The organism is Microbulbifer sp. ABH2_005, assembly GCF_056160005.1.
The window spans coordinates 713697-732694 of the sequence record NZ_JBSWWI010000001.1; the positions used below are offsets into that span (position 1 = coordinate 713697).

Consider the following 18998-nt stretch of genomic DNA (forward strand, 5'->3'; position numbering starts at 1 on the left):
CAAATGGGTGTAAATTAATTAGTAGTGCACCCAATTTCTTATTGCTAAGTATCCTTGTGGATCTTTATGCCCGCTAATTGGTATCCTATCTTGGTGTTGTCGATATATTTTATTCCAGATAGCAAAGGGAAATAACTTTAAATCTGGCACACCTGGTGAGAAAGGAAGAAGGGTGGGCCAGCGCGACTTAAATTTGGGGCGAGATTTTATTGTCTTACTATAATCTGAGAGTGCTGGTAAGGAGAACGCTGGATTATTCTTGCTCAGAGTAGAATTTTCGGTTGTTTCAAGTGTACAGAAAGCTAAGTTGCTGGAGATGTAAATAGCTTTACCTGCCTTGCTAACAAGAAATCCCTCTTTTTTTAATTGTTCAATCACTTGGATAACAGTGTTTCTGCTGATATTCGGGCTCTCAGACATTCTTCGTGAAGAGGGCAACTTTGTCCCCTTAGTGTGTCGCTCGTTCACTATCCAATCTATCAATATTTGATAAAGCTGCTTTTGACAGGGGCGATTTCGATCAAGAGATAGGACAGAAAGGTCTGGAGCACTCACTACCTGCACCAAGAAGTATTAAAAATTAAATTTTACTATTTTTTTGTATTATATCTACAGCGTGTCATCAAATGATTATTAGCTTAAGCTTCTTTAAAAATTGCAAAACAAAAAAATTGATGGATTTCACAAATTTGAACTGTGATGTATTAATACGACAAATGGTTTCACTTGAAACTAGGTTATTTTGTGGATTTATTGTACTTCAAGGTTTGTTTTCAAGATTAAACCCCCTTTTTTCTGGCACTATGGTTTTTTCTAAACTGGACCTTACTTTTGCTGAGCTTATTTGGCTAAATTTAAATGGGAATTTGATCAAATTTATGTATATAAACTCTCCTCAAAGGTCTATTTAAATGAAAATTATGAAAAGGGTTGGCTTGTGTGCCGGTATTGCCCTAGCCATTACTTATCAGTCTGCTAGTGCAGCGGAGCTAACAGGCGCCTGTTATGACTATGCTTCAAGGGAGCCGACCTCGGCAGTGAAACTTGATGGTCAAGCGATAGGAATGGTTGTTGCTAACAATGTAATTAACACAGCGCTTGGTGTTTCTGGCTTTTCATTATTGGAAGGTTTGTATCCAATTATTTATGGTTCAATAACTGGGGGATTTGTAACAGAAACTACAGATGGATCCGATCCAGAGCTTGTTGGTTGTTTGCAGCAATTTAATAATAGGATCTCTGATCTGGAATCGGCCTTTGTTGAAGCAGATCTCAATACACTAAATTCAATTTTATCACGATCTAAAACAGAAATTATTGATTTAGGTAATTTGGACTACCATGACGATGCTGCAGACGCCTATCAAGCACTTGCAGTAAAATTAGGGAACACAATAAAAAATACACTTGACGAAGTGTATGAGGAGAATCCCTCAATAAAAAAGGCTACATATGACTCCCTAGTTTACAATGTTGCGCCAGCTTTTGTTTCCATTATTCAGATGGAGTTGCTACACAGGAGGGAGTTTAACCGTTTCTGTTTTAATCAGGAAGTTTATCCAACCTGGAATGGTATAGATAGTAATCGGCTTGTTGATCCTGAGTTATTGGATACAATTAAATATAATGATTCGGAATTTATTGATTCTTATTTAACTACACCAGAGGGTTCTGTAGCAAACTGCAATGCAGATTATAATACTTTCTTGACATTTGATCGGGTAATTGGCGATGAATTTGATTCATATAAATTAGTACTGGAAAAGCTAGGTATATTCATCTCCGAAAACACACAATTTCCAGGCATGATTTCAGCATCCGTTGATGTATATAATTCAGAATTGGGCGCTTATAGAGAAATGATGCTTAACCAATGTGATAGTGATCATAATTTTACAGATGATTATTACAGTCATACTGAAAAATCTAGTGAGTCAAGTCGTTGTGAATTTGTGAGGGGGCTTCATGTAAACAGGATCACCCCCCAAGATGTCTTTTATGATGATTATCGATTCACTGCAGAAGCAGAAAGGAATCTTATTCTACATAATTTGGCCGCCGTTGTGGATTCATGGGATTGGTATAGTCATGTCACTCCGGAAGCTGTGGCCCAACTAGATGAAGATACAATGCGACTCTATGAAGCTTTTGCGGTGCCAACTTATAGTGGAGTTAGGCTTAGGTATATAGATACAGATCTATGTGTTGGTTCAGATTCTATAGCGCAACATACATGCGAAGTTAACCAAAATTTGTTTATGTTCCGTCCTTATGGGGATGGTTACCAAATTACGCGCATATCTGATAACAAAAACTTTAAAGATAAAGGTGAAGAATCAGGAGGTTTTGTTATTCTTTCTGGCTCTGGAGAGGTATCTAAGTGGTACGCTGATTTTACGGGTGCTTTTGGCCTTGACCCTTACCCTAACTTTGTAAATGCACTTACGGGAAGGTGTTTAGCTCTTGATGAAAATTCTAGCCTTACAGCAGTTAATTGTGATGAAATTGATAACAACATCTGGGATCTTGATGGAATAGATATCCCTGATACTCACTCTTTGGTTAGTATGCGACATATAGAAGAGAATGTATGTGTTGGTGCCGATGACGCTGCCGTAAACTGTGATACAAATTCGGTTATCTATCAAATTTTTCCTTATAACGATGGATATCGTATTGAGCGTGGCGGAAAAAATATGAAGGATAAAGGGGATTCTGGAATATTGTTTATCGGTGGTCTAGGGGATGTTGCGACCTGGGATATTATGGACTGGAATAGTGATGGTGTTTTCCGATTAGTAAATCGACTCACCGATATGTGCCTTGACTACGAAGATGGAAGTTTAATTGCTACTAGTTGTAAACTTGATCCAGATCTAAGTGAATTATTCACCTTTGATATTGTCAATTTAGCCAATGCTTCAAATGGAGAGAAAATTTTCTTATATCATGCTTCTGAAAAAAGATGCTTGACCGGGCAGTGGACATACGGAGATTTTACTGCAGTTATTACTACAGAATGTAGTGGGGGAGACGTTGGTCTTGTGAAATATAATGGTGGATATATGATCTATGATATTCTTAATGATCAATATATTGAGGATAATGATACTGCTGGTTACAGTTATGAGAGTATAGGCATAAGTGATGAGCCAAGTGACTCCACGACCTGGGATTTTCTCGGGCCATATAATATTTCTGGTGTAGATTATTATAATATTAAAAATAGAGCTACAGGTGATTGTTTACTGACTGAAATAACTTCTGAAAAGTCTTGGCCTGTTATTTCAAAGGGCGACTGTAGCAGCAGTGATACCAGAGTATGGACTCCTAAAACTACTTTTATTCCTTAAGTAATAGCAAAAAAATGCTCGCTAAGGCGGGCATTTTTTTAATAAAATATTATTGAGTATAAATTTGGTTTGAGATACTAATTGCGATTATTAAGGATGGATTAAGCTGGTAGATTCGGCTTCTCTCCTGGTGAAAAGATTGGTACCAATGAGCTACAGCCAACTGAGTGAGATCGAAATATGCCAGATTTATATCCAAAGAAAAGCCGGGCACTATTACAAAGCAATTATAAAATACGGAAAGCGCTAAATTTTCAACGGGCAGCCATCGGTTAAAGTGATATCCCGGTGTATCCTTGCATCACTAGACGAGATATCAATCGATTTATTTAGACCAGAAAAATGATGGATACTTATAAAATATCTTAGGATTGCATTAAAACCCTGTCGCAAACGCTATGGCAAGTATGATCGGCGTGGAAAGATCAAAAACAGAGTGAACATAACTAATCAGCTAACGAGTGTTGTCCAAATGAATCGGATAGGTGGCAGGGTAGGCGATATTATTTGATCTTCCTGTAGTAAAAATAAATTGCACTTATTAATTGAAAGCAATGTTTTTTAATCGCCTATGCCAGTATAAGTTCTTTACTTTCTAATGAAATAAGTCAAAGTAGGAGCATAGATTGAATTTATATTGTGGTTTAATGAGAGCCTAAGAAGGCTCCCCAATTAATAAGGTTTTTTTCAAGACATGCTTTGCCAAATAATAATTAAAAATCTTCCAGTTGAGCTCTATGCTTAAACGTGTTTTGAATGCTTGAAGCTCCTAGATCTTCTGCAATAAGATCTCTGATTCTCGCTGAATATTCTGATACCAATTCATTATCTTTCTTCTTTGTGGGGTTGAGGATGTGATATTTAAATACAATAAAAGGTAAGAATAGAAACCACAGCATATTAACATTGTGATTCGCACCCAAAGGATGCGGGTTGATAAAGAAAGACCATTTTATGCTAATTGAAACTGGTAGTACTTCATTCCCGATTCTAAAAGGGTACTTCTGAAACTTGTGTACTGTATGTACACTTCCAATAGTTCCTTCTGGAAAGATTACCACTTTATTATTTTTGTTTTCTGATAAGTAGTTGATAATATCTTTATCAATTCCGTTACCGGTTACTTCTAAGATTGACGGGTATAATTCTTTTGATGATGAAAATATCTTATTTACTCTCTTGTCATTTAGACGTGTGGCTACAACACCAATCCCTCTTTCCACAAAGAAAAGTGAATCCAGCAGAGAAATATGGTTACAGATAATGATTCCAGACTTGAATTCTTCTAGTAATTTATTTCCATGAGAGATGAAGATAAATCCACAGATTCGAAATAGTATTTTGAAATATTTGTTGGGTATTTTTCTTTTGTGGTGAGAGAAAGCTCCTGGAAGGATAAGTAATGTGAGAAGGATGAGCAAAGCTCGGATAAATGCTAGGGTTATCCCGATTGGGGCATATAAAATGATAAGTGGAATGGATAGCCAGGGTGCTCTAAATCTATTTGTATCGTAGGCTTTATGGTTCGGTATTTTATTCATTGTTTAAATTCTCGATAATGCTATTCTTACTATTTTTATTTTATTGTATAAGTCTTTGTCAAAGGTTGCTCTAATCCCCATATTGTATTTTTTATGATTTTTTCTAAAAAATAAAAAGTATAAGTGAGAGAGTGAGGAACTGTGTGTTGCTGGATGTCAGTATATCCAAGATTAAGTCTGATTGATGATTAGTGTTTTGTATTGTCTTTTCTATAAATGTCTACAAGTATCAATATATAAAATAAAGGAATCAGTGTGAGTGCTGCCAAGTGCAATGCTATTATATCGTTTTCTTTGCTGGATGGGCTCACTGAAAATACAATTATTTCCAGGATGAAAAACAAGATAAACAATAGATGTTTATCCAGCTTAGATATGGAATCCAACACCTTGGAACCAAGCAGCCAGTAACGCCAGGATTTGTATTTTAAAGTATCAAAAAGATAGTAGAGGCCACAGGTTAAGCTCACTAAAGTTGTGAGTAGTAGCTCAAACACCCAGGCCGGGGGCTTGCCAGGGGCCGGGGGCCAAACGTTGGTCACGCCGAACTCGGTAAAGGAAAGAATGGCAAATAGTCCGGTAGTCAATAGAACGATAGGGAACCGAAAAACTAATATGACCATGCAAATTGCGGCAGAGACTTCGAAAACCCTTTGAATGGGCATAAAAATATTGGCATGTTCTGCAACCCAAGCTAATGCGTTGCGAAACCATAGCGGGGTGTTTCCGTATTCTACATAGGAGTTCACCAGCCCCCGATAGCCCTCTACGGTAAACCAGTTCAGTAAGCTGTCTTCATAAATCTGGAAAATCAACATAACACCAATGGCGATGGTGAACAGGTTAATCCAACGCCCTACCAGTAGGTTGGATTGTTCTGTCTGTACGACCATGCGATATCGGTCTAAAAATTTTGAAAATATTGCTAAGGCAGCAATGGTAATGCTGGATAAAAGGCTGGTTAGTAGTATGTGATTGCCGCCATTGCGCGACATCAAAAATATCACAAACAGAATGCCAGATGCCAAAATCACCCAAAGACTCCACGACAAAAGGCTTATGTCGGGTGCAAGAATGCTGCCCAATAGGCGCTGGCGATAAGGTGTCTGGATATCCGGGGTGAAGCTATAGCTGCTTACAGCCAGGACTAACGCAAATAAAGCTGGTGATAAGAACTCAAAGAACCAGCTGTTTTCGCCCATATAAGTAAAGCCCCATAGCAATATAAAGCTAATAAACATTAATAGGGAACCTAGAGTTATCAATACTCGCAATACTAAGAGTATCCCGGCAAGTAGAATGGCAAAATGCAGTGAGAAGGTCAGGCTGTTGATGTGGGGAGTGAAAAATATGGCTAAAGATTGAATGGCCGCCGGCGCTTCTTCGGTTTTTATAAGCTGCTCTAACCCTATTGCGAAGGCCTGCGGTGCCATCTCGCCATTAAAGTAGCGCATAATGACTAGCTGAATGCAGGCGGCGCCTAAAAACAGACTTATCATGCCTAGCCATGCGGTTGGCGAGATTTCTGTTTTTGCTTGGCCTGAGTCTAAACTTTGGCTGGAATTGTGCATAAACCCTAGCCTAGTTGAATCAGACAACTACATCTCAATACGTATGCCAAAAAAACTTGTAGATTAAATTTATTAGAACAGCTTAACCCTTATTGCCGACAGCTAAAGGTTCGGATCAGTCAAGGCTAGGATTGATACGGTGGGTAAAGGAAGATATTGCGTAAGAAGCTTGGATAAGATGGCAAACGCACTTTATCTATCGTTGTTATCGCCTCCATTTATTGTCAAAGCTATTGCCGAAGACAAGTCAGGTGAAAGTAGTGAGTTGGTTGCGTCAGCTTATTAAGTAGCCTTTTAGAATATCAATGCAATCCTCTCGCTGTTGTTTACTGGTATTGGCAAATCCCAGAACCAAGCCCATATTCAATGGATTGTCGGGATAGAAAAATGAGAGCGGTGTGCTGCCGAAGCGGTGCAGAGCTAATTGCTTTGACAGTTCTAGGTCATCCCTGCCGGGCGTGGCGAGTACCACGTGCATTCCAGCACTACTTGCGATGAGTTGCGCCTGGGGTTCCAGTTTATCTCGTGCCAAATCGCAAAAATGCAGCCATTTTTCCCGATAGTTGATGCGCATTTTGCGCAGGTGTCGTACGAAGTGTCCCTCGTCAATAAAGTCGGCAACAACCGCCTGGGCAAGTAGGGGGGAGTGGCCGGAGAGTATTTCCTTTGCCCGAGCAAATGCCTGTACAAAGGCTTTGGGAACGATCATGTAACCTAAACGCAGGCCGGGCTGCAGGCTTTTACTGAAGCTGCCCATATAGATAACCGGGGTATGCTCTGCCATTCCCTGGAGAGCGGCGACAGGTTTGTGCTTAAAGGAAAATTCGCTGTCGTAGTCATCCTCTAAAATCCAGCATTGCGTCTTGCTGGCCCAGTCCAACAGCTTTAGCCGTTCACTGGCAGGCATGACTCCGCCCATGGGGTACTGATGGGTTGGCGTGGTGTAGAGGACTTTGCCGTGCAGTTGGCTTTTAATCAGTGCATCCACGTCTAAATAGCCGCTTTGCAATTCGGCCAATGCCAACCTGGCGCCGCAGGCTTGAAACACCCAGCGGGCGCGGCGGTAGCCAGGGTTTTCCATGATGGCGGTATCTCCGGGGCCAAGTAGCACTTGTGCGCACAGGCTCAAGGCTTCCTGGGCGCCATTGGTTATGATGATCTGGTCTTCATCACAGAGCACTCCGCGGCAGCTGCGCAGGTATTCTGCCAGTGCCTGGCGTAAGGGTGGATGGCCCTGGCTGTGCCCATAGCCAAGCAGTGGAAACCTATCTTTGTGGCGCCTGTAGAGTCTGGACCAAATAGATAAGGGAAAGGCATTGAGATCCGGTATACCCGGTGAAAAAGGTAGAGATACACCGCTGTCGGTTTTAAATGCCGTTGCAGTCTGCAGCTTTTGGCCAAGGGCTGAGAGCCCTGGTAAGGGAGCTGTGCCATCGGAGTCTTGGGAATACCATGCCTGGTGCTGTGGTTTCTGTACGTAAGCGGGCAGGGCGTTAGATACAAAAACGCCCTGCCCGACATGGCTGGTAACAAAGCCCTCTGATTTGAGCTGCTCTAACACCAGTGTGACCGTATTACGGCTGATATTCAGGGTGGAGGATAGTCTACGAGAGGAGGGGAGCTTGCTCCCTGCTGTGAGACGGCCGCTGCAAATCCACTCCACCAGGTTGCGGTATAGCTGGCTTTGTAACGGTTGCCTGGGGTCCAGGGTTAAGTCGGCAAAATCGGGGCTGCTCAAACTGGCACCATTAACTGATTAAAACTGGATCTAATCAGAGTACCAGCAACTCCCTATATTGGCGATATCTGTTTTTGATAAATCGTTGTGGGAGTTTTTAAGAATGGTAGTTTTAGATTCCGCAAAGAGTGAACTGCCGGTAACTGCGAAAAGCCGGGTGCGCCTTGCTGCCAAGAGGGCCAGTTATCGTCGCGAGGATATTTATCGTTTGGTCGATGAACTGAAGCTGGGGCATATTGGTTTTACTCAGGATGGCGAAGCGATTGTTATCCCCATGACTGTATGGCGCCATGGGGACTTTTTGTATTTACATGTGGCCAATAAAAGCCGTCTGCAGAAGTTACTGGATTCGGGGCAGCAGGTGTGTATTTCCTTTGCCAACTATGACGAATGGGTCCTGGCTAAATCCGCCTTTCATCACAGTGCCAACTATCGCTCGGCAGTTTTGTTTTGCCGCGGTGCGCGGGTGCAGGACCCAGAGGAGTTTGATGCGGTTTTCAAATCTATTATCGAAGATATCGAGCCCGACCGCTGGAACCAAGTGCGCGCTCCAAATCCTCAGGAACGCAAGGGTACGGCCCTAATGCGCCTGACCATAGAGGAAGGTTCTTTTAAGAGTCGCACAGGAGCGCCATCAGACAATAAAGAAGATCTCGATTTACCGGTCTGGAGTGGTACTAAGCCCGCCTGCCCGTTTAAATAGCATCAGCCCCTTCAGGAATTTTGTTGGTGAGGTTGATAATGGCAAGCATATCTTCGTTGTCCTTATCCATGCCCACTTCAGTAAAACCAAAACTGGAATAAAAGTCTTTAGCCACTGGGTTTTTGGGGTTGTAGCAGATTTTTATTTGCTCGATATTGGGTGTTTGCCGGATTTCTTGCAGGGCTAGCTGAAGCGCAGCCCTACCTATCCCCTTCCCCTGCTGATTCTGGTCAACCATAAATCTCCAAATGGAAATTTTTTCACGGCTCTCTTTCACCCACATAAGAAAACCAGCGGGCTTTTCTCCCGTATAAATCGCACGGGTTTCATATCCAGAATTGAACTGTGCCTCCACCAGTGACCACATATTGCAGGCGACGTATTCTTGCTGCGCTTCGGCGACACCCAGATCGCCTCATAGTTATTCTGGGTTATAGGTTGTAAAGAGGTACGCATTGTTGAGTTCTACATTTCCATTGCTTTAAAGTTTGGGTGTGCTTTAAAACGCAGTTTATTTTTTAAGAACCTCTAACGCCACCTGTAAAATTTCTTGCTCGCTGCTTTCAATATTCGGCCTCACCCCCTGACCCTCCCAGTTAACCAGTTCCTTCGATAAAGTCGAAACCGGGCGACTAGAGGGAATTCCAATTTCAAAGCTAAATGGCAGGGGCTGAGGCGCATCCATCATATGGGCTCCGCCGGCGCTGGCACTACCGATAATAGTGGCTCTACCGAGTTGTTGCAGTGAGAAGGCGATGCTTTCTGATGCAGAGAAGGAGCGCCCATTGATCAGTACTACCATGGGTCTCTGGGTGCCATAGGCCGGCCAAGGAAGTTCTTTGATGCGTTCAGGGGAATGTTGCTTCTCTCTGGTTTCAATGACATATGGCAGGGGGTTAGTGGGGTCCACAAAGGACTCGAGGATGGCAGTGGCTGTATCACTATCACCACCGCCATTATTGCGCAGGTCCAATATCAGACCGTCACTGTGTTGCAACAGGGTAAATGCCGCGGCCAGGCTTTGCCGGGCATTTTCAAAAGTATGGAATGAAGAGAGTTTGAAGTAGGCAATATTACCGGGCAATAACTCTAGTTTCTTTACACCATAGTTGCTCTTGGGCGCCTCGGCCCGCCACTGTGCTATCCAGTTGTTGGAATCTTCATCAGGGCTTACCGGCTCCAAATAGAAATGCTTGTCTCCGGACAGTGTTCGGATTTTCTCGGTAATTAGCGTGGCAAAACTTTCGGAGTCCCGACAAAGGCGCAAAGCTTCAGGGCTACTGGCCATCTCAGACAACGCCAAGGAAACGCTGTGGGCTTTCTCTGTGAGTACATAAGTTTCTGCAATAGCGCTGGCGGCGGATTGGATAACTACGGTGGGATTAAACTGGCAATCCTCATCGCTTGCGTAAGCCGCTGAAGAGATAGTGTGGCACAGGGCCAGGCTGAAGGCGGCAATCAGTTTCATGGCTTTTTATTCTCCTTGGCAATGCACTGCTGAATGCGATTGAGATAGGGGTGTTCCTGCAGAGCGGCAATCGCCTCTTCGACGAGTGCTGTTAGAGGTGTAGACAGTTGCCGATTTAATGAACGTTCCGCTTCAACCGTGGCTTGCCAGTGGACTTCAAGCTTTGGTAGTAAGCGCTGGCCTTTACGGCTGAGGCGGACCTTGCGCTGGCGCGCATCTTCCCCGGTGAGGGTTTCTACCAACCCCTGTTGAAGCATATCCCTGATCGTCTGGCTGACCGCCGGCTGGGAGATTGCGGCACTGGCCGCTATTTCATTGATGGTGACCGGGCTCTTGTGGATAAGGGCTCGCATTACCGGTGTATAACGCGGCTTGTAGTTTTTAATACCGCAGACGCGGTAACTATCTGCGACATCGCCATCCAGTAATTCGATTAAATGCCTGAGGCGAGTACCCAGCTGGCTGTATTTCATAGCGTTGAATTTATATAAGTGCTTATATAAATAATTGTAGAGCATCTCTTTCTGCTGCGGGATTTCACCTAACTCTTGTGATCCCGTTAACCTTTCAATTGATCGCAGTTGGTCGCGATCTCGCATTTTCCACTATCAGCAAATGCCGAGTGTTTCTAAGTACGCAGAATTGAAACCGAAATTTAACATTTGTTTCATCGAAATTTAGGAATTCCCCGCCACTCTGTGCGCCGCTTAATCCGTATCAGGCAACTGGGAATAACGACGATGAAACAATTTGGCTTGGCTGCTCTGGCAGCCCTGGGTCTTCCACTGATGGCTGCAGAGGTCCAAGCCAGCGACCTCATTATTTCGGAATACATCGAGGGCAGTGGTAACAATAAGGCGCTGGAAATTTTTAACGGCAGCGAAACTGTGATTGATTTGAGCGATTACTCAATCCAGCTCTTTTTCAACGGTTCCGATAGTGCCTCAGCGAATATCGCTTTGAGTGGCACCCTGCAGAGCGGTGCGGTATTTGTTCTGGCCCACGGCAGTGCCGATGCAGCCTTGCTGGATCAGGCCGACCAGATTTATACCAGCGGCCTGTTTAATGGTGATGATGCCGTAGCGCTGGTAGGCCCCAATGGTTTTGTCGATGTGATCGGCCAAATTGGTACAGATCCCGGTAGCCAGTGGGGCAATAGCAGCCTTGGAACACAGAATCAGACACTGACCCGCAACCTGGATGTGCAGACTGGCCGCACCGATGGCAGCAGCGCTTTCGATCCCGCTCTGGAGTGGTCCAGCGCTGGCCTAAATAGCTTCGATCATCTCGGTTGGCACGGTGCCGATGGAGGCGATGACAACGGAGGTGGTGATGACAATGACAATGGCGGAGTCGAGCTTGGAGCCTGTGGTGATGCAGCAACCTTAATCAGCCAGATACAGGGCAGCGGTAGCGCGAGTGCGCTTGAAGGCGAGCGCCACGAAATCGAGGCGGTGGTTGTCGGCAATTTCCAAGATCCCAATACCGGCCTGGCCGGCTTCTTCCTGCAGGAAGAGGACAGTGATCAGGATGGCGTGGATGCGACTTCCGAAGGGCTGTTTGTACACGACAATGCCTTTGGTGTGAACGTACAGGTTGGCGACTTAGTGCGTGTTGGCGGTATCGTCGATGAGTTTTTTGATTTCACCGAGTTGAACCAAATCGACGGTGTCAGCATTTGTGGAAGCGGTTATCAGGTAACGCCCGCTAATGTGCAGATGCCATTTAGCTCTGTAGAAGAGCAGGAGCGGCTCGAAGGCATGCTAGTTGAATTCCCGCAGAGCCTCACCGTCAACGGTCATTACAACCTGGGTCGCTATGGCGAAGTGATCTTGTCCAACGGTCGCCTGTATATCCCCACCCACAACAATATGCCGGGCGCCGCGGCGGCAGCTCAAGTGGAAGCCAATGCACTCAACCAGATGATTCTGGACGATGGCTCCACCGTACAAAATCCTGAGGAAATGCCCTATCCGGCCTCCGGTCTCAGCGCTTCTAATACGCTGCGCAGCGGCGATACCTTAGCAGGGCTCACCGGTGTGATGGGTTATGGTTTTGGTGCTTACCGTGTACACCCAGTGGAAGTGCCTCAATTTACTCCGGTCAATTTCCGCGATGAAGCGCCGATTCTGCCGGGCGATGGCAGCCTGCGCGTTGCCAGCTTTAACGTGCTGAATTACTTCAATGGTGACGGCAACGGAGGTGGATTCCCCACTTCGCGCGGTGCCGATACTCTGGAGGAGTTTGAGCGCCAGAGAGATAAAATTATTTCTGCAATCCTGCGTATGGAAGCCGATATCGTCGGCCTGATGGAACTGGAAAATGATGGCTATGGAGCCGACAGCGCTATCCAGGATCTGGTTAATGGGCTCAATGCTGCCGCATCAGGACAGAGCTACCAGTTTGTGCAGCCGGACCTCACGCAGCTGGGTAGTGATGAGATCGCCGTGGGGATGATCTACCGCAGTGACCGCGTTATGCCGATTGGCAGCGCCGTTACTCTGCAGGATTACCCTTTTGATGACGGTAACCGCCAGCCGCTGTTGCAGGCTTTCGCTGAACTTTCCTCCGGCGAGGAGCTCGCCGTGGTGGTGAATCACTTTAAATCCAAGGGTAGCTGCCCTAATGATGGCAGCCTGAATAGTGATCAGGGGGATGGCCAAGGTTGCTGGAATGCCTTGCGGACTCAAGCTGCCGATGCGTTGGTGAGCTGGGTCGACAGTGATCTCACCGGAACCGGAATTGATCGCGTGCTGGTACTGGGAGACCTCAACAGCTACGCCATGGAAAACCCCATTACCACTTTGAAGGGTGCGGGTTATACCGACCTGCTCGAATGGTACGGAGCAGGAGAGGCTTATTCCTATGTCTACGACGGCCAGTCTGGCTATTTGGACCACGCACTCGCCAGCCCCTCACTGGCTCCGCTGGTTACCGCCGCGGTGGATTGGCACATCAATGCGGACGAACCCCGTGTGCTGGATTACAACATTGAGCACAAGAGCGCCGAGCAACAGGAAAATCTCTATTCCATTGGGCCTTTCCGCGCATCCGATCACGATCCCTTAATTGTCGAGCTGGACCTGGGTGCGGATAACCTGGCACCCACGGCAGAATTTAGTTGGGAATCCAAAGGGTTGTTGGTTGATTTTATCGACAGCAGTAGCGATGCGGATGGTGAACTGCTGAGCTGGCTCTGGGATTTCGGTGACGGTGTAACCAGTACCGAGCAAAACCCCAGCCACCACTTCGATGCACCGGGTAGCTATTTGGTACGTTTGCAAGTGGAAGATGATCGCGGTGCGGTCTCCACACAGGAGCAGATCGTTGAAGTGCAGGAAAATGCCGATTCTTTGCAAGCCGACTTTAAGCTGCATCGTTTTTTTCGTTGGGTATGGGTGGAAGATCGCAGCCAATACAGTGGGGATAATAAACTGCAATACCACTGGGATTTTGGGGATGGAGTGCAGCGCAACGGACGTTGGGCGTTACATCGCTACGCACAAACCGGCAATTACGAAATTACCCTCACAGTGAGTGATAGTGAGGGTGCAGAAGACAGCGCCTCCCAAGTAGTAAAAATTTCCTGGCCACGCTGATATATGTCAATTTTTGATTAATAATAAATATTCTGGTTGCCCTGGCGCTGGGGTTTTGCATTTCCTGTCGTCGCTTCACCAGGATTCTTTGAGTTGATAGCTTTTCCCTAGAAGCGAATGGCCGCACCCTGGTGGTGCGGTCTTTTTTATTTTTCCGATACAGTTTTTTTCCGAAAAAATTCTATCCCCATCCTTTGTAATTGGGCGGAGAAGCCATAATGGTTAGACATAGAAATGCAGGGCAGCATCCTTTATGTCGCGTACCTACGAAAGTCTTACCGGGCTGAGCCTGGAATGGACTGGCACCCATTATTCCAAGCAAGGGGATTTCCCCGAACTGTCCACCCATATCGTCAGTTATGACACAGATTCCAACTGTTATGTCACTGCCTCGGGAAAGCTGGTAGGAGAGGCGCGTTATTGTTACGAACCCATGGGGGTGCGTATGGCGACACTGATCTACTGGCCAGAGGTCTACCAGGGGCGTCGTGGTGTTGTACTGTACGCGATGTTGGATTTTGACCTGATGTTGGATCGAGCGGTCATAGTGCATAATGACAGACCGCTAGCAATAGCAAATGGCAGTTTTCGGGTGGCGGAGACTCCAGCTAAATCGGCCACCTAAATCCCACAACTCACACAATTAATGGAAGGGAAGCTAAGATGCACGCTCATGAAAAAATTAATTATGTAGAATTTCCATCCAAAGATTTACAGAAGGCCAAGGATTTTTTTGCAGAGGCTTTTGCCTGGGGTTTTACTGATTACGGCCCAGAATATATTGCATTTTCCAATGCAGGCCTCGATGGTGGATTCTTCCTGGCCGAGCAGCAGAGTAAAACCGAAAACGGTGCAGCGCTGGTAGTTTTATACAGCTCTGACCTAGAAGATACCTTACAAAAAGTAGAGCGCTGTGGCGGTAATGTGATTAAGCCAATTTTTTCTTTTCCTGGCGGTCGACGTTTTCATTTTACCGAGCCCAGTGGCAATGAGTTCGCAGTTTGGTCAGATATGGAATAGTAAGAGTAAATTTGTGAAACGCACCCAATAAAAAAGCCCCCGTTGTTAGTTGGGGGCTTTTTATTCTAGGCGATAAGATCTTCGCTTAAGCTTTAAACTCAGTATCCAGTTTCTTTTCTACCAGCTGCTTTTTCAGCTTGGCATATTGGGGCACGCCGTTTTTGTAGGGTGGGTAGTCTTCGCCCTGAATTAACGGTAACAGGTACTCGCGTCCCGCTTCGGTAATGCCGAAGCCGTCTTCGCTAATATATTCTTTCGGCATAAATTTTTCGACGTTGGCCACTTCAGACAGTGGTGCTTCCGCGATAGACCAGCTGTACTCTTCACCTTCTGCACGAATAATTGCCGGCATAATGGCGTTCTTGCCGGCTGCCGCCATTTCCACGGCGGCACGACCGACGGCGTAGGCCTGCTCCACATCGGTGGCGGAGGCGATATGGCGGGCGGCGCGTTGCAGGTAGTCGGCCAGTGCCCAGTGGTATTTCAGGCCCAGCTCACTTTTGATCATATTGGCGAGGGTCGGTGCCACACCGCCCAGCTGCTTGTGACCGAAGGCATCGGTAGTGCCGGCATCGGCGAGGAAGGTGCCGTCTTCGTACTGGGCACCCTCGGAGGCGACGATTACGCAGTAGCCTTTCTCGTCTACGGTCTTTTGCACTTTGGCCAGGAACTTCTCTTTATCGAAGGCCACTTCCGGGAACAGGATGATGTGCGGTGCATCGCCTTCCTCTTCCTGGGCCAGGGCGCCGGCGGCGGCAATCCAGCCCGCGTGACGACCCATTACTTCGAGGATAAAGACCTTGGTGGAGGTGGCGCACATGGAGGCGACGTCCATGGCCGCTTCCTTGGTGGAAACTGCAACGTATTTGGCTACGGAGCCGAAGCCGGGGCAGTTGTCGGTTAGCGGCAGATCGTTGTCGACCGTTTTGGGAATATGGATGGCCTGGATTGGATAACCCATGGTCTCAGACAGCTGTGAGACTTTCAGGCAGGTATCGGCAGAGTCGCCGCCGCCGTTATAGAAGAAGTAGCCGATATCGTGGGCCTTGAACACTTCGATCAGGCGCTCGTACTCTGCGCGGTTCTCTTCCAGGCTCTTCAGTTTGTAGCGGCAGGAGCCAAAGGCGCCGGAAGGGGTGTGACGTAGTGCGGCGATGTCTTCCACACTTTCCTGGCTCACGTCGATCAGTTCCTCGCGCAGTGCGCCGAGGATGCCGTTCAGCCCCGCGTAGACTTTGCCAATTTTGTCCTGATTTTCACGGGCCGCTTCTATTACGCCGCAGGCGGAGGCATTGATTACGGCAGTCACACCACCGGACTGCGCGTAAAAGGCATTCTTCTTCGACATGGTTATCCTGTATTTCATAGCGATCTTGGGAAGTGACCCGATCCGGTTGTCCGCCGAGCGCTCTTTGGCGGCGCCAGTGGGGAACTCCGGGAGCTCGTATCGGGTGTCGGCCGTAGCTGGAAAACTCCTACCACCCTAACGGGGGTGAGGCCGATCTGTGCGGGGGCGGAGTCTAATGGAATAGCGAGTAAATTGCATGGCAAACGGGGTATTTGGCAATTACTGGTCTGTTTGGCCGTGTTAAGCTTGCGCCGCAACCCCCAGGAGTACAGATTTTCGCCATGCATATCCATATTCTCGGTATTTGCGGCACCTTTATGGGCAGCCTAGCCCAATTGGCGGTAGCCGAAGGACACCGGGTCACCGGTAGTGATGCCAATGTCTATCCCCCCATGAGCACTCAGTTGCAGCAGGCGGGTATCCAAATTACCGAGGGCTATGACCCGGCTCAACTGGAGCCGGCCCCGGACCTGGTGATTGTCGGCAATGCCATGTCCCGCGGTAATCCCGCCGTGGAAGCGGTGCTTGAGCAAGGTTTGCCCTATACCTCTGGTGCCCAGTGGCTCTGCGACCATTTCCTCGGCGGGCGCTGGGTACTGGCAGTAGCGGGCACCCACGGTAAGACCACGACTGCTAGCATGTTGGCCTGGATTCTGGAAGCGGCGGATATGCAGCCGGGCTTCCTGATCGGCGGTGTGCCAGGCAACTTTGGAGTGTCGGCGCGCTTGGGGGAATCCCCCTTCTTTGTGGTGGAGGCGGACGAATACGATACGGCTTTCTTCGATAAGCGTTCTAAGTTTGTGCATTACCGCCCGCGTACAGTGATTATCAACAACCTGGAATTCGATCACGCCGATATCTTCGACGACTTGGCGGCGATCCAGCGACAGTTTCATCATCTGGTGCGCACGGTGCCCGGCAACGGCCTGATTGTCAGCGCCGCAGAAGATAATGTGGAGAAGGTATTGCAGCAGGGTTGCTGGAGTGAAGTTCAGCGCTTTGCCAGTGAAGACCAGCCGGGGATCAGTGCCGGCGACTGGCGAGCGGTGGATATCGCCGCGGATGGCAGCAGCTTTAGTGTGCTGTTCGAGGGTGCCGAAGTGGCGCGTGTGGAGTGGGATCTCACCGGTATGCACAATGTGCGCAATGGTCTCGCCGCCATGGCTGCAGCTCGTCATGTGGGTGTGGTGCCGGAGTTGAGCGCCTCTGCTCTTGGGCGTTTCCAGGGCGTTAAGCGCCGTATGGAATGTCTGGGCGAAGTGGCGGGTATCCGCGTTTACGATGATTTTGCCCACCACCCGACTGCGATCGAATCCACGCTTACGGGCCTCAGGGCCAAAGTGGGCAAGGACAAGATCATCGCCTTAATAGAGCCCCGCTCCAACACCATGCGCATGGGCGTGCACCAGGGCCAGTTGGCCAATGCCTGTAGCGGCGCGGATATGGTCCTGTGGTATCAGCCCCAGGGCATGAATTGGTCCCTGGATGAAGTGGCTCACCACTCTCCGGTGCCGGCCAAGATTTTTGACACTATCGAGAATGGGGTCGAATCGGTACTACAGCTCGCCGGTGAAGGCAGCCATATCGTGGTGATGAGCAACGGTGGCTTCGGTGGTATCCATCAGCGTTTGATCGGAGCTCTGGAGCAAAAATATAACTATTCGACCTGAACAGAGTCGGCACTTTAGTGATCGGGGAAGTGATCTTGCAGCAAGCCACATTTAATAAAACTGTCACCCTGGCCATGACTGGGGCTTCCGGAGCCCAATACGGCCTGCGTTTGTTGCAGTGCCTGCTCGCCTCCGGCGTGCGCGTCTGGCTGTTGATGTCCGAGGCGGCCCAGGTGGTGATCAACACCGAGACCGACCTGCAACTGCCGGAGGGGGACGACGATACACTGCAGGCCTTTCTCGCCGATCGCTTCGGCGCTCAAGAGGGCCAGTTGAAATTGTTTGGCAAGCGCGACTGGTTTTCGCCGGTGGCATCCGGCACTGGAGCGTCGGCCAGTATGGTGATCTGCCCGGCCAGCGGTGGCACCTTGTCGGCGGTTGCCTGTGGAGCCTCTAATAATCTGATTGAGCGTGCAGCGGATGTGGCACTGAAGGAGCGCCGCCAGCTGATTTTGGTTCCGCGCGAGGCACCTTACTCGGAGATTCATCTGGAGAATATGCTCAAACTCACCCGTATGGGGGTGATGATTCTGCCCGCCAGCCCCGGTTTTTATCAGAAGCCGCGTACGGTCGAGGACATTGTCGACTTTGTGGTGGCGAGGTTACTCGACCAGCTGGGCGTGGAACAAAAGTTACTACCGCCCTGGGGTGAGTAGGTCACCGGGAGATAAAAAATAGTGAAACCGAGCATAACTATTCACTACTGTGCGCAGTGCAACTGGATGTTGCGGGCCACCTGGATGGCCCAAGAGTTGCTTCACACTTTTGCGGATGACCTTCAACAGGTTGCATTACAACCCGGAACTGGAGGAATATTCGAAATCCGAATTGGTGAAAATTTGATCTGGGAGCGCAAACGCGATGGCGGCTTTCCCGGAGCAAAGGAACTCAAGCGGCGCGTGCGGGACCTGCTATTTCCCGAGCGCGACCTGGGACATATCGATACTCCCTGAAAATATTTCCAATAGCGCCGTGTAAACGCAAATT

General features: G+C 47.8%; 16 protein-coding genes. 8 read left to right on the plus strand and 8 right to left on the minus strand.

Annotation, left to right across the window (positions count from 1 at the left end; all coding sequences use genetic code 11):
* Positions 1-18 precede the first annotated feature (18 nt).
* Complete coding sequence (locus ACXAFI_RS03045; RefSeq protein WP_475107630.1) at positions 19-564, minus strand: GntR family transcriptional regulator; 546 nt, start codon at positions 562-564, stop codon at positions 19-21.
* A 347-nt stretch (positions 565-911) separates the two neighbouring features.
* Here ACXAFI_RS03045 and ACXAFI_RS03050 point away from each other — a divergent pair, with 347 nt between their 5' ends.
* Entirely contained in the window at positions 912-3353 is a 2442-nt protein-coding gene (locus ACXAFI_RS03050) for a hypothetical protein (protein WP_475107631.1), read from the plus strand.
* Positions 3354-4066: 713 nt separating this feature from the next.
* Here the strand turns inward: ACXAFI_RS03050 and ACXAFI_RS03055 are convergent.
* The 3 genes from ACXAFI_RS03055 to pdxR form a co-directional block, all read right to left on the minus strand.
* Positions 4067-4894, minus strand: a complete 828-nt coding sequence (locus ACXAFI_RS03055; protein ID WP_475107632.1) for a lysophospholipid acyltransferase family protein — start codon at positions 4892-4894, stop codon at positions 4067-4069.
* A 188-nt stretch (positions 4895-5082) separates the two neighbouring features.
* The gene (locus ACXAFI_RS03060) at positions 5083-6465 is read right to left on the minus strand and encodes a hypothetical protein (protein WP_475107633.1); all 1383 of its coding nucleotides are present in this window, start codon (positions 6463-6465) and stop codon (positions 5083-5085) included.
* A gap of 274 nt (positions 6466-6739) precedes the next feature.
* The gene (gene pdxR / locus ACXAFI_RS03065; protein ID WP_475107634.1) at positions 6740-8203 is read right to left on the minus strand and encodes a MocR-like pyridoxine biosynthesis transcription factor PdxR; all 1464 of its coding nucleotides are present in this window, start codon (positions 8201-8203) and stop codon (positions 6740-6742) included.
* A 103-nt stretch (positions 8204-8306) separates the two neighbouring features.
* On the opposite strand from pdxR, the gene ACXAFI_RS03070 reads away from it, so the two are divergent.
* Positions 8307-8906 (plus strand): pyridoxamine 5'-phosphate oxidase family protein, encoded by a 600-nt coding sequence (locus tag ACXAFI_RS03070; protein ID WP_475107635.1) that lies wholly within the window; start codon positions 8307-8309, stop codon positions 8904-8906.
* On the opposite strand, the gene ACXAFI_RS03075 is transcribed toward ACXAFI_RS03070, so the two are convergent.
* The 3 genes from ACXAFI_RS03075 to ACXAFI_RS03085 form a co-directional block, all read right to left on the minus strand.
* Positions 8899-9273: a GNAT family N-acetyltransferase gene (locus ACXAFI_RS03075; protein ID WP_475107636.1), complete on the minus strand. Its 375-nt coding sequence runs from the start codon at positions 9271-9273 to the stop codon at positions 8899-8901. The genes ACXAFI_RS03070 and ACXAFI_RS03075 overlap by 8 nt on opposite strands.
* 144 nt (positions 9274-9417) lie before the next feature.
* Positions 9418-10374: a S41 family peptidase gene (locus ACXAFI_RS03080; RefSeq protein ID WP_475107637.1), complete on the minus strand. Its 957-nt coding sequence runs from the start codon at positions 10372-10374 to the stop codon at positions 9418-9420.
* Positions 10371-10973 carry a MarR family winged helix-turn-helix transcriptional regulator gene (locus tag ACXAFI_RS03085; protein ID WP_475107638.1) on the minus strand — a complete coding sequence of 201 codons (603 nt, stop codon included), beginning with the start codon at positions 10971-10973 and terminating at the stop codon, positions 10371-10373. Before ACXAFI_RS03085 ends, ACXAFI_RS03080 begins: the two co-directional genes overlap by 4 nt.
* A 141-nt stretch (positions 10974-11114) precedes the next feature.
* On the opposite strand from ACXAFI_RS03085, the gene ACXAFI_RS03090 reads away from it, so the two are divergent.
* The 3 genes from ACXAFI_RS03090 to ACXAFI_RS03100 all read left to right on the plus strand — a co-directional run bounded on the left by ACXAFI_RS03090 (position 11115) and on the right by ACXAFI_RS03100 (position 14993).
* The gene (locus tag ACXAFI_RS03090) at positions 11115-13973 is read left to right on the plus strand and encodes an ExeM/NucH family extracellular endonuclease (protein ID WP_475107639.1); all 2859 of its coding nucleotides are present in this window, start codon (positions 11115-11117) and stop codon (positions 13971-13973) included.
* 253 nt (positions 13974-14226) lie between these two features.
* Positions 14227-14598, plus strand: coding sequence for a hypothetical protein (locus ACXAFI_RS03095; RefSeq protein ID WP_475107640.1), 372 nt, complete (start codon positions 14227-14229; stop codon positions 14596-14598).
* Between the two features lie 38 nt (positions 14599-14636).
* Positions 14637-14993: a VOC family protein gene (locus ACXAFI_RS03100; protein WP_475107641.1), complete on the plus strand. Its 357-nt coding sequence runs from the start codon at positions 14637-14639 to the stop codon at positions 14991-14993.
* An 85-nt stretch (positions 14994-15078) separates the two neighbouring features.
* Here ACXAFI_RS03100 and ACXAFI_RS03105 read toward each other — a convergent pair whose 3' ends face one another.
* Positions 15079-16341 carry a 6-phosphofructokinase gene (locus tag ACXAFI_RS03105; RefSeq protein ID WP_475107642.1) on the minus strand — a complete coding sequence of 421 codons (1263 nt, stop codon included), beginning with the start codon at positions 16339-16341 and terminating at the stop codon, positions 15079-15081.
* A gap of 281 nt (positions 16342-16622) precedes the next feature.
* On the opposite strand from ACXAFI_RS03105, the gene mpl reads away from it, so the two are divergent.
* The 3 genes from mpl to ACXAFI_RS03120 are packed head-to-tail and all read left to right on the plus strand — an operon-like array spanning position 16623 to position 18964.
* A complete protein-coding gene (gene mpl, locus ACXAFI_RS03110; protein WP_475109793.1) occupies positions 16623-18011 on the plus strand; it encodes a UDP-N-acetylmuramate:L-alanyl-gamma-D-glutamyl-meso-diaminopimelate ligase in 1389 nt (462 codons plus the stop codon).
* Between the two features lie 29 nt (positions 18012-18040).
* The gene (locus ACXAFI_RS03115; protein WP_475107643.1) at positions 18041-18667 is read left to right on the plus strand and encodes a flavin prenyltransferase UbiX; all 627 of its coding nucleotides are present in this window, start codon (positions 18041-18043) and stop codon (positions 18665-18667) included.
* Positions 18668-18688: 21 nt separating this feature from the next.
* A complete protein-coding gene (locus tag ACXAFI_RS03120) occupies positions 18689-18964 on the plus strand; it encodes an Rdx family protein (protein WP_152454696.1) in 276 nt (91 codons plus the stop codon).
* Positions 18965-18998 lie beyond the last annotated feature (34 nt).